The sequence below is a fragment of the Amycolatopsis sp. cmx-11-12 genome (assembly GCF_046269425.1).
Taxonomy (GTDB): Bacteria; Actinomycetota; Actinomycetes; order Mycobacteriales; family Pseudonocardiaceae; genus Amycolatopsis.
The window spans coordinates 66,487-77,755 of sequence record NZ_JADNQM010000005.1; the positions used below are offsets into that span (position 1 = coordinate 66,487).

The 11,269-nt window shown below is 67.3% G+C and carries 9 protein-coding genes and 1 pseudogene; 6 read left to right on the forward strand and 4 right to left on the reverse strand.

All coding sequences use genetic code 11. The annotated features are described in order from the left end of the window. Positions 1–239 precede the first annotated feature (239 nt). Positions 240–2,816: a glycoside hydrolase family 3 N-terminal domain-containing protein gene (locus ACLARN_RS08695; protein ID WP_409491014.1), complete on the forward strand. Its 2,577-nt coding sequence runs from the start codon at positions 240–242 to the stop codon at positions 2,814–2,816. A gap of 247 nt (positions 2,817–3,063) precedes the next feature. Here the strand turns inward: ACLARN_RS08695 and ACLARN_RS08700 are convergent, their stop codons facing one another. Further along, on the reverse strand, positions 3,064–4,263 hold the full coding sequence (locus tag ACLARN_RS08700) for an oxygenase MpaB family protein (RefSeq protein ID WP_409490792.1): 1,200 nt from the start codon (positions 4,261–4,263) through the stop codon (positions 3,064–3,066). 115 nt (positions 4,264–4,378) lie between these two features. Between ACLARN_RS08700 and ACLARN_RS08705 the strand changes: the two genes are divergently transcribed. Next, positions 4,379–5,008 carry a TetR/AcrR family transcriptional regulator gene (locus tag ACLARN_RS08705; RefSeq protein WP_409490793.1) on the forward strand — a complete coding sequence of 210 codons (630 nt, stop codon included), beginning with the start codon at positions 4,379–4,381 and terminating at the stop codon, positions 5,006–5,008. Here the strand turns inward: ACLARN_RS08705 and ACLARN_RS08710 are convergent. Further along, positions 4,962–5,621, reverse strand: a complete 660-nt coding sequence (locus tag ACLARN_RS08710; RefSeq protein ID WP_409490794.1) for a TetR/AcrR family transcriptional regulator C-terminal domain-containing protein — start codon at positions 5,619–5,621, stop codon at positions 4,962–4,964. The two genes, ACLARN_RS08705 and ACLARN_RS08710, sit on opposite strands and share 47 nt — an antisense overlap. An 82-nt stretch (positions 5,622–5,703) precedes the next feature. On the opposite strand from ACLARN_RS08710, the gene ACLARN_RS08715 reads away from it, so the two are divergent. The 4 genes and pseudogenes from ACLARN_RS08715 to ACLARN_RS08730 all read left to right on the forward strand — a co-directional run bounded on the left by ACLARN_RS08715 (position 5,704) and on the right by ACLARN_RS08730 (position 8,951). Next, positions 5,704–7,134: an FAD-dependent monooxygenase gene (locus tag ACLARN_RS08715; protein ID WP_409490795.1), complete on the forward strand. Its 1,431-nt coding sequence runs from the start codon at positions 5,704–5,706 to the stop codon at positions 7,132–7,134. Positions 7,135–7,185: 51 nt separating this feature from the next. Beyond that, the gene (locus tag ACLARN_RS08720; RefSeq protein WP_409490796.1) at positions 7,186–8,391 is read left to right on the forward strand and encodes an MFS transporter; all 1,206 of its coding nucleotides are present in this window, start codon (positions 7,186–7,188) and stop codon (positions 8,389–8,391) included. Between the two features lie 56 nt (positions 8,392–8,447). Then, positions 8,448–8,570: pseudogene (locus tag ACLARN_RS08725) on the forward strand (TetR family transcriptional regulator); the annotation flags it as partial. 3 nt (positions 8,571–8,573) lie between these two features. Beyond that, positions 8,574–8,951 carry a hypothetical protein gene (locus ACLARN_RS08730; protein WP_409490797.1) on the forward strand — a complete coding sequence of 126 codons (378 nt, stop codon included), beginning with the start codon at positions 8,574–8,576 and terminating at the stop codon, positions 8,949–8,951. Between the two features lie 333 nt (positions 8,952–9,284). Here ACLARN_RS08730 and ACLARN_RS08735 read toward each other — a convergent pair whose 3' ends face one another. Both ACLARN_RS08735 and ACLARN_RS08740 read right to left on the reverse strand, forming a co-directional pair. Then, on the reverse strand, positions 9,285–10,250 hold the full coding sequence (locus tag ACLARN_RS08735) for an aldo/keto reductase (RefSeq protein ID WP_409490798.1): 966 nt from the start codon (positions 10,248–10,250) through the stop codon (positions 9,285–9,287). Positions 10,251–10,252: 2 nt separating this feature from the next. Further along, positions 10,253–11,053 carry an SDR family oxidoreductase gene (locus ACLARN_RS08740; protein WP_409490799.1) on the reverse strand — a complete coding sequence of 267 codons (801 nt, stop codon included), beginning with the start codon at positions 11,051–11,053 and terminating at the stop codon, positions 10,253–10,255. Positions 11,054–11,269 lie beyond the last annotated feature (216 nt).

Genomic DNA, 11,269 nt, shown 5'->3' on the forward strand with positions numbered 1-11,269 from the left:
CTTCGTTTCCCGTGAAGGTAGAAGCTCAAGTAATGTGGAGGTCAAGCGGGCTCGGCGCCCGGTGGCCAGATGACGGGTCAAGTCTTAGTTCACGGCAAAAATTAACGGCAGTCGTACCTGTCCGAAACTCTTGACGCCGCCGCCTTGTCCGGTGAGGATCGGCCAGTCCCGTCTCCCGCAGAATGGACCAGACCATGGCAAGACGTCTCCGCGCGCGCCGAAGTCCGCTGATCGCCTTGATGAGTCTCGCCCTGCTGGGAGGGGCGGTGGTGGCCGCGCCGACCGCGGGCGCGGCCGAGCAGCCGGTGATCGGGAAGCCCGCACTCGACCGGGACGGCTGTGCCCGGATCGAGAAGAGCCTGCCGACGCTCGCCGACTGGCCGAAGGTCGAGAGCCGGTTCAAGGGCAAGACCGGTGACGAGGCGCGGATCGCCCAGATCCTCGGGGGAATGACCCTCGAGGAGAAGGTCGGGCAGATGACGCAGCCCGAGATCGCCGCCATCACCCCCGACGAGGTCCGCCAGTACTCCATCGGCTCGGTCCTCAACGGCGGCGGTTCGTGGCCGAACCAGGACAAGCACGCGTCCCAGCGGGATTGGCTGAAGCTCGCCGACTCCTATTGGGACGCCGCGAAGGCCGGCCGGACGAAGATCCCGGTGATCTGGGGTATCGACGCCGTGCACGGCAACAACAACGTGTACGGGGCCACCGTCTTCCCGCACAACATCGGACTCGGCGCGGCGCACGACCCGTGCCTGGTGCGCGACGTCTCCGCGGCGACGGCCCGGCAGATCCGCGCCACCGGCCAGGACTGGGCGTTCGCGCCGACGCTGGCCGTCGTGAAGGACGACCGCTGGGGCCGCACCTACGAAGGATTCTCGGAGGACCCGCGCATCACCCGCGCCTACGGCTACGAGGCGATCAACGGGCTTCAGGACGGCTCGACCAAACGCATCGGCTACAACGGCGTCATCGGCACCGCCAAGCACTTCATCGGTGACGGCGGCACCCTCAAGGGGCAGGACCAGGGCGTCACCCCGGCGTCCGAAGCCGAGATGATCAACGTCCACGGCCAGGGCTACTACGGCGCGCTCGCGGCGGGCTCCCAGACCGTGATGGTGTCGTTCAACAGCTGGACCAACGCCGAACTCGGGATCGACGAGGGCAAGCTGCACGGCAGCGACAAGGCGCTGAACCAGATCCTCAAGGGCAAGATGGGCTTCGACGGCCTCGTCGTGTCCGACTGGAACGGCATCGGCCAGGTTCCCGGCTGCACCAACGCGTCCTGCCCGCAGGCGATCAACGCCGGCATCGACATCGTGATGGTCCCGCACGACTGGAAGGCGTTCATCACGAACACCGTCGCGCAGGTCAACGGCGGTCAGATCCCGGTCTCGCGGATCGACGACGCGGTGACTCGTATCCTGCGTGTCAAGCTGCGCTCGGGGCTGTACGAATCGCAGAAGCCGTCGGATCGTTCCTACGCCAACTCCGACGAAGCGCTGAAGGAGACCTGGCTGGCCCGCGACGCGGCCCGCTCGTCGCAGACGTTGTTGAAGAACAACGGAAACGTGCTGCCGCTGAAGCCGAAGTCGAAGATCCTCGTGGTCGGCAAGAGCGCGGACAGCATCCAGAACCAGACCGGTGGCTGGACGCTGAGCTGGCAGGGGACCGGCAACACCAACGCCGACTTCCCGAACGCGACGTCGATCCTCGCCGGGCTCAAGCAGAATCTCGGCGACGTCAACGTCACCTTCGACGAGAAGGGCGACGCCGACCCCGCGGGCTACGACGCCGTCATCGCCGTCATCGGTGAGACGCCGTACGCGGAAGGTGTCGGCGATCTGACTCGCAAGACGCTCGAGGCCTCGAAGCTCTATCCCGAAGACCTGGCCGTGCTGGACAAGGTCCGTGGCAAGGGTGCCCCTGTCGTCACCGTCTACGTCGGCGGGCGACCGCTGTACATGAACAAGGAGATCAACCGTTCCGACGCGTTCGTGGCGGCCTGGCTGCCCGGCACCGAAGGCGGCGGCGTCGCCGACGTGCTCGTCAAGGGCGGTTTCAAGGGCACCTTGCCGTACTCGTGGCCCAAGAACGCGTGCCAGACGCCGCTGAACGCGGGCTCGGCCGAGTACGACCCGCTGTTCAAACTCGGCTACGGCCTCAAGACCGGGCAGCGCGTCACCATCGGGCAGCTGGACGAGACCGTCGGTCCGGTGACCTGTGGCTCGACCGGTGGCGGCGGCACCGCGACCGAGGATCTCGAGGTGTTCAACCGCACGGATATCGCGCCGTACAAGGGTTTCATCGGCTCCGCGCAGAACTGGGGCGGCACCGAGATCGGCCCGGACGGTGCCGCTTCGCACGCCGAGATCGACGTCGTCCAGTCCGATGTGAACGTCCAGCAGGACGGGCTCAAGTCGACCTGGACCGGCACCGGCCCGGCGCAGCTCTACTTCCAGAACCCGGCCGGTACCAACGATCTGCGGGGTTACCTCAACGCCGACGCGGCGCTGGAATTCGACACGATCGTGCACGAGGCACCGGCCAACCGGACGGTGATCAGCATGCACTGCGTCTACCCCTGCTTCTCCGAGGTGAACGCGACCAAGCTGTTCACCGACCTGGCGGGCACACCGAAGTCGACGGTGAAGATCCCGGTGTCGTGCTTCGCCAACGGGCTGGACCTGGAGAACATCAACACGCCGTTCCTGGTGTACACCGACGGGCGGTTCTCGGCTTCGTTCGCGAACGTGCGGTGGGTGCCCAAGGGGGCTCAGGATCCCGATGCGAGGTCTTGCTCGAGTTTGAGCTGACCTCGAGCGGGTGGTGAGCCGGCTCGAGCTGTCCTTACCACTCACGACGGCCCATGCGGCAGAGCGTGGGCACTTCCCTGCCGCTGCCCGACCGCAAGTAGTCCTCTACTTGCGGTCGGTGTGAGTGGTGTCGGCACTTGCCCGCCTTCACGTGCTGTCGGCCTGCAGCGAACCTCGGGTGCGCTATGAACGGCCCGTTACTTGCAAAATTTGCAAGTAACGGGCCGTTCATAGCATCAGGACGCGCTCAAGAAGGGCGGTTCATGTCCGGGATCTCGATGTTCACCGGCCTGCCTTCCGAGAGCCACAGCCGGATGTACTGCCGGATCGCCTCGTCCAGCACCCAGGCGACCGGCGGCACCAGCGGCAGCGGGATGAGCTTCTCGTGGAACGCCACCAGTGCCGGGAACGCGGTGCCGATGAGCGGGTCCCAGATTTGTTCCCGTGGGATGCCGTTCCATTCGGAGAACCGATCGCCGATGATGTAGCGGGCCAGCGCGTTGACCATCGGCCGGTCGGCGCCGCCGGGGCTGGTCTGGTCGGCGAGCATGTCGAGGAGGATGTCGGTGAGTTCGACGCCCTCGCGGGTCGGCCCCATCGCCGGGTCCAGCACCTGCTTGGACTGGGCGTTCGCCGCGTCCCACGACGACGGCAGGTACTCGTCGCTGATCCCGAGCATATGTCCGGTCACCTGCCAGATGTGCAGGTACGCGGCGGAATGGGCGGGGGAGACGCGGACGCGCCATTCGGTCAGCTTCTGCATCGTGTAGGTCGGCAAGGTGTGCCAGGTGACCAGCATGTCGTTCTGGCTGATCGGGATTCCCTGCTGCCAGTGCGGTGATTGCGGCAGCAGATGCCGGACGGCGGCGTGCACCAGGCGGGTCTTCACCGCCGAGACGATCATCTGGCCGTCGGGTCGGTAGGCGTTCAGCGAGCCGACGTCGTAACCGAGTTTCGCCGTTTTCGCGACACGGTCCTTCATGTCCGCGCCACCCTTGGAGTAGTAGACCGCGCGGGCCTCGTTCGGGATGGCGGTGCTCAGCATCCCGCCGCCGAGTCCGTTCAGCAGGTTGACGAACCGCCCGCTGACCTTCATGAAATCCGCTGCCTTGTCCAATGTGGACTGATTCGCCCACGGTGGCAGCCGTCGCGCGTGTTCGATGAACTCCCGCAGGTCCGGCGGGAGCCCGGACGGTGTCGGTTGATCGTTCCTCGTCCAGGTCCGCAGCGCCCGGTTGACCTCAGCGACCTGTCCCCGGTCGAGGACGGCGGCGACCACCGGATCGGCTTCGGCGTCCCATACCCATTTCGGATCGGTGCCCGCCCCCGCCCCGGCCACCGAACCGCTCGGACTCCACGCCCAGGCGGGCTGGGCCATCCCCATGGCCCCCAGCAGGGTCGCTCCGCCACTGACGATCAGCATCTTGCGTCGATTGAGTTCGGTCATGCGCCAGTACTCCTCCTTGAGTCCCGGACCTGCGGATTGATACTGTGATACAAATAGTGCAACCGCGTATCTCAAGGAGAGCACAATCATCGCGAAGACGCCAGACCCGGATTCTTTGCTGGAGCGCGCGCTCGCCGACGCGCTCGAACGCGCCGAAGAGGGTGACGAGATCGCTCTTCGGCTGCTCGACGCCGCCTACGAACAGTTCTGCCGGATGGGGATCCGGCGGTCGACCATGGAGGACGTCGCCCGCCGGGCCGGTGTCTCCCGGATCACCGCGTACCGCCGGTTCGCCACCAAGGACGCCTTGGTGGAACAGGTCGTCCGCCGTGAGTTCCGCCGCTACTTCGACCAGTTCCTGCTCGACATCCAGCTGGCCGAAACCGCCGCGGACCGGGTCGTGCTCGGCTTCGCCAGCGCGCTGCGGGCGATCCGGCACAACCCGTTGATCGGCGGGCTGATGGCCGTCGAACCCGACGTGCTCGTCCCGTCGATGGTCAGCGACGGCGGCGGCACCCTGGCGACGGTGCAACGGTTCGTCGCGGGTCAGCTCCGCCGCGAGCAGCACGCGGGCAACGTGGCGGAGGACGTCGACGTCGAACTCGTCGCCGAACTGATGACCAGGGTCTCCGCCTCGTTCCTGGTCACTCCCAGTCAGGTCATCGATCTCGACGACGACGAACAGGTCCGCGAAGTGGCTAGGCGGTTCCTGGTCCCGATGCTGCGGCCGCGACAAGGCCGGTGATCAGCAGATCCAAGGCCCGGGTGAAGTCCCGTTCGGGATCGCCGGCCGTCAGCGCGGGTATCGCGCGGCTGAAGTTCGGCAGGACCGCCGGGTCGACCCGGCGGAGGTAGTGATCCTCTTGCTCGGTTTTGCCGCGGCGCGGCGTGGTGAAGCCGACGGTCGTCAGCAGCAGGGAACCGAAGACGAGACTGTTCAGCGCTCCCAGTGTCTGGCGGATTCCGTCGTCTTCGAAGCCTGCCTCGTAGAGCGCGCCGACGAGATCGTCGATCGGTCGCAGGGCCCGCAGTGAGTTCGGATTGGCCTCGTCGGTGGCTAGCGCCATCGGCACGACCGGATGCCGGGCGAGTGCGCGATAGATGTTGAGCACGGTGCTCCGTACCCGTTCCGGCCACGGTGAATCCGGGTCCGCGCGCTCGATCCCGCTGTAGACGCGCTCCGCGATGCCGTCGAGGATGTCGGTCTTGTTCTGGACGTGGTTGTACAGCGCCATCGCTTCGACGCCGAGCGTCTTGGCGAGCTTGCGCATCGACAGTCCCTTGAGCCCCTCCTCGGCGGCCAAAGCGAGCGCCGCGTCCAGGACCTTCTCCCGGTTCAACGGTTCTCGTCGCGTCATCTCGGCGCCTCTCGTTTGACAGGTTTACGGTGTATCTATCATATTTACGGCGTAAATATACACTGTAAATGCGGGGAGTGTCGTGAACGACGTGATCATCGTGGGCGGGGGACCGGTCGGCCTGCTGCTCGCAGGTGAGCTTCGGCTGGCGGGAGTCGATCCGCTCGTCCTGGAGGCGGCTGACGGGTCCGCCCGCCGAAACCGGAGTTTCGGGTTGCGCGGGATCAATGGCCGGACCTCGCAGTCCTTGCGGTTGCGGGGCCTGACCGAGGCGTTGTCGAAGGCGCAGAGCGAGATGTTCGGCGTCGCCCGAGGGCTCTCGCAGCTGATGAACGGGAATCAGGCCAGGGGGCATTTCGCGGGTCTGCCGCTGCTGGAGGACGAGGCCGAGCCTGGGGCGGCAGCCGGATTCGTGCTCCGGCAGCATGTCGTGGAACAAATCTTCACTGACTGGGCGACCGGGCTCGGTGTCCGGATCCACGCGGGCCACGAGGTCGTCGATGTCGTTCAAGAGGACGACGTGGTCCGGGCTGTGCTCGCCGACGGCCGTTCCGAACGGGCCGCCTACCTGGTGGGGTGCGACGGCGGCCGTAGCGTCGTGCGGAAGCGGTCCGGGATCGCGTTCCCCGGTACGGCCGCGACGATGACCGGGCGGGTCGCCTCGGTCGAACTCGCCGATCCCGGCGCGGTGAAGTCGTCCATGCACGGTCCCGGCGGGATGGTGCACCTGTCGCCGGTGCCGGGGGAGATCTCCACCATGGAGTTCGACGGCGGACCGGGTGACCGGGACGCGTCGCTGACGGCCGAGGAGATGCGGGCGAGCATCAGCCGGACCAGCGGGATCGACGTGACCGTCACCAGGCTGGACGGTGGGATCCGCTTCAGCGACAACACGCGCCAAGCGGCCACTTACCGGCAGGGGCGGGTGCTCCTGGCCGGCGACGCCGCGCATGTGCATTCGCCGATCGGTGGCCAGGGGCTGAACCTCGGCCTCCAGGACGCGATGAACCTCGGCTGGAAACTGGGCCTGGTGACGCGGGGTGTGGCGCCGGAGTCCTTATTGGACACTTACACCGCGGAACGGCATCCCGTCGGCGAGCGCGTGCTGCGCAACACCCGGGCCCAGGTCGCCCTGATGCGTCCCGGCCCGCAGGTCGCCGCGCTCCGCGAAGTGCTGGAGGAGACGCTGGAGATCCCGGCGGCCAAACGGCATTTCATCGCGATGGGCAACGGGGCCGACATCGACTACGCACCGGACGCCGCGCATCCACTCGTCGGCCGGTTCGCTCCGCTGCCGTTGGTGTCCGAAGACGGCCGCCCGATCCTGGTGGCCGGCTCCGAAGGGATCCGAGACGTGGTGAACGGCCGGGTCCGGACCGTCGAGACGGACTCCGAGCCGTCCTTCCTGATGCGTCCGGACGGGTACGTCGCTTGGGCCACCTCGGACGGTGATCCGGCCGGACTGACCGAAGCGCTCCGGCTCGTTGCGGGGTCCGACCGGACGAGTGTATAAAGTGAAACGAGTGTTCAAAATGTAACGACTGTTCAAGTTTTGGAGCGTGTTGTGGCCAACCCGTACCGCGAGTTGTTCTCCGCGAAGGGCTCGATCGCCTTCTCCGCGGCGGGCTTAGTCGCCCGGATCCCGGTCCCCATGATGGGGATCGGGATCATCACCATGCTGGCGCAGACGCGCGGCGACTACGGCCTCGCCGGGCTGGTCTCAGCGGCGTTCACGCTGTCCATGGCGCTGCTCGGACCGCAGGTTTCGCGGCTGGTGGATCGCCGGGGGCAGAGCCGGATCCTCCTGCCGGTGACCGGAATCAGCGTGATGGCGCTCGGCGCGCTGCTGCTCTGTGCCCGGTTCGGGGCTCCCGCCTGGACGCTGTACGTGTGCGCGATCCTCGCCGGGTTCATGCCGAGCATGGCGGCGATGGTCCGGGCCCGCTGGTCGCAGCTGTACCGCGACTCGCCCCGGCTGCACACGGCGTTCGCGCTGGAATCGGTGGTCGACGAACTGACCTTCGTCATCGGGCCCGCGCTGTCGGTGGCGTTGTGCACCATCGTGTTCCCCGAAGCGGGACCACTGGTCGCCGTGGTGTTCCTCGCCGTCGGCGTGCTGCTGTTCGTCGCGCAGCGCGAGACGGAACCGGCTGTCCTGCCGACGAGCGGGCCGGCGGGCCGGTCGGCGATCCGGCTGGGCGCGGTACGGGTGCTGGTGCTGACACTGGTGGCGGGCGGTGTCATCGTCGGCACGGTCGACGTCGTCAGTGTGGCCTTCGCCCAGCACGTCGGGTCGCCGTCGGCCGCGGGCATCGTCGTGTCGGTCTACGCGGTGGGCTCCGCGATCTCCGGGCTGGCCTTCGGGACGCTCAAGATGACCACGGCGCCGCCTCGGCTGCTCCTGATCGGCACCGCGGGCACGGCCGCGAGTGCGGTGCCGCTGCTGATCGTGGACGGGATCGTGAGCCTGTGCGTCGTGGTCTTCGTCGCCGGATTGTTCTTCTCTCCCACGATGATCGTCGTGATGGGGATGATCGAAAAGGTCGTCCCGGCCGAGAAACTGACCGAGGGGATGACGTGGGCGATCACCGGCCTCAGCATCGGTGTCGCGCTCGGCGCCGCCGTGTCGGGCGAGGCCGTCGACCGCTTCGGGCCGGATGGCGGGTTCACCGTCGCGGTCGTGGCGGGCGGTTCGATCATCCTGATCGCCCTGCTCTCGTATCCTCTGCTGAGCACCGTGGTGCGTGAGAAAGCGGAGGCGGCACACTGAACGAACCGATCACCGACGGCCGCCTGGCCAAAGGCGAGCAACGGAAACAAGAGCTGATCGAGGCCACCCTGCGCATCGTCGCGAGGGACGGGGTTTCGGGGGTCAGCCATCGCACGGTCGCCCGTGAGGCGGGTCTCCCCGCGACGGCGGCCGCGTACCACTTCAAGGGGATCGACGACCTGTTGACCGCCGCGCTGACCCGGTGCATGGACGAAGACACCGAGCGGATGCGTGTCCTCGCCGCGGAAACCGGCGAAGACGCCTTGCGGAAGTTCGCCGCCCTGATGGCCTGGGTGGTGACGGAACCCGGGCATCTGCTGGCGGAGTACGAGCTGTACCTGCTGGCCGCGCGGGAGCCGAAGCTCCGCGAGTCGACCGATCGCTGGATGGCGGCCTTGGCGGACTTCGCGCGACAGCACACCGACGATCCGGTGCGGGTCGAGATGCTGGTCGGGCTGGTGGACGGGTTGCTGCTGCAAGCCTTGCTGCGGGACGAACCGCCGACCGCGGCACGGTTCGAGGCCGTCCTGCGGACCGCACTGGGGTTTCCAAGTACTTGAAGGCCCCCTTCCTGTACCTAGGCGTAGGGTCCCGGCAAAGTCATATACCTGCTGGTCGACGTGGCGTGTCGCGAAAGCCACTTTCGAGACGTCTGGTGTCCCGAAAGTGGCTTTCGCGACACGAGCATCGTTGCCGTGCGGACCAGATGCCGCCCTGCTGTCCACAAGAGACACTCGTGGGAAGTGAGATGTACGGTTAATGGCGATATGCCCGATTGTCGGGCGAGGTCGCGAGTCCCCGATGCCCCACCTGATCGGCCAGTATGCGACTTTGCCGGGACCCTGTACCTAGGCGCAAGGAAGGGGGCCTTCATGTACTTCAGGAGCCTGGCGTCACGCGGTCGCGGGTGGCGACCAGGTCAGCCGTGGGTCCGTCTGCACGAAGCTGCCCAGCAGCTGATCGATCCGGGTCAGCGCGTCGAGGTCCAGTGTCACCCCGGACGCCTTCGCGTTCTCGGTCACCTGGGCGGCGCTGCTCGCGCCGGTCACCACCGAGGCGACGGTGTTGTGCTGCAACGTCCACGCGAGCGCCAGCTGGGCCATGGTCAGTCCGGCCTCGTCGGCGACGCCGCGCAGCATGCCGACGCGTTCGAGGAGGTCCGGCAGGAGCAGCGGCCGGGCCTCGCGCGCCGTGGCGGCCCGCGAGTCCGGCGGGATCTCGCCCGGCCGGTACTTGCCCGTCAGCACACCTTGCGCGAGGGCGACCGACGCGAACTGGCCGATCCCGGCGCGTTCGCACACCGGCATCACCTGCGCCTCGGCGACCCGCCACAGCATCGAGTAGTGCGGCTGGTTGGCGATGAGCGGGACACCGTGCCGGTCGGCGATCGGTTTGGCCTCCAGCAACTGTTCGGCTGTCCACTCCGCGGTGCCGGCGTAGAGGATCTTCCCCTGCCGCACCAGATCCGACAGCGTGAGGAACGTTTCTTCCAGCGGGGTGCGGTAGTCGAACCGCAGCAACTGGTAGACGTCGACGTAGTCGGTGCGCAGACGCCGCAGCGAGCCGTGCAGCGACGTGACCAGGTGCTTTCGGCTGAGGCCCGCGTCGTTGACACCCGGGCCTTCGGGCCAGAACACGCCGGTACACAGGACGAGATCGTCGCGGCGCGCGTGTCCCAGTGCCGCGGCGAGGTTCTCTTCGGCGGCACCTCCGTCCCAGGCTGCGGCGGTGTGGAAGGTGGTGATGCCCGCGTCGAGGGCGGCTTGGACGCAGTCCGCGCCGTCCGGGTGCGTGAGCCAGTTGCCGTAGGAGATCTCGCTGACGGACAGCCCGCTCGCGCCGAGCCTGCGGTAGTCCATGCTCACCTCTTCCGCGCGCCGGTTTCGAGGATGGTGCGGTCGATCCATTCGTCGAGACCCGCCGCCTTGCGCGCGTAGGTCTCGCGCACCGATTCGTGCGGCAGGATCAGGAACTCCTCCGACGCCAGGCCGTGCACGACGGACTCCGCGACGTCCTCCGGTTCCAGCAGGGGCGCCGCGGCGGCGATCGCGAGTGCGGCGGGGTGTCCGGCGGCGATCCCCGGTTCCAGCAACGCGGTCCGCACGCCGAGCGGGCACAGCGCGCTGACCCGGACCCCGCGCGGCCGGTAGGTGATGGCGAGCCATTCGGCCAGTCCGACGGCGGCGTGCTTGGTCACCGAGTACGGCGCGTCGCCGGGAGTGCCGAGCAGGCCCGCTCCCGACGCCGTGATCAGCAGGTATCCCTGACCACGGCTCAACATCGCGGGGAGCGCGACCTGCGCGGCGTGTACATGCTGCATGACGTTGATCGCCCACGATCGCGACCATTGTTCGTCGGCCGCGTGCACGCCCGTCCCGAACGCGGCACCGGCGTTGGAGCAGAACAGGTCCACCGGCCCGAACTCCGCGCGCGCCTCGGTCACCAGCATCTTCAAGTCCTCTTTGGACGATGCGTCGGCGTGGCGAGCGATCGCGGCACCGCCTGAGTCCGTGATCCCGGCGACGACCTTCTCCGCCGCGTCGAGATCGAGGTCGGAGACCACCACTCCGGCGGCGCCCTCGGCGGCGAACCGCCGGGCCATGGCGGCGCCGATACCGTGTGCCGCGCCGGTCAGCACGACGACTCGTCCTGTCACTTCCACATGCGCTCCATGGTTATTGATTCTGCTTTCGATGACAATTCTTCTGTTTTGTCACGCCGGTGAGCAACGTGCTGCCGAAATCTGGAATACGGGTGATAAAAGTGCAGGTCAGAAGCTTGCTCTGATCGTGTCGACATATTTGTTTCCGGCGCCGGACTTTAGCACGCGTTCCCTTGTTTTCCGAGTTTTCGCGCGAGAGTATTGCGCTCTCTGCGG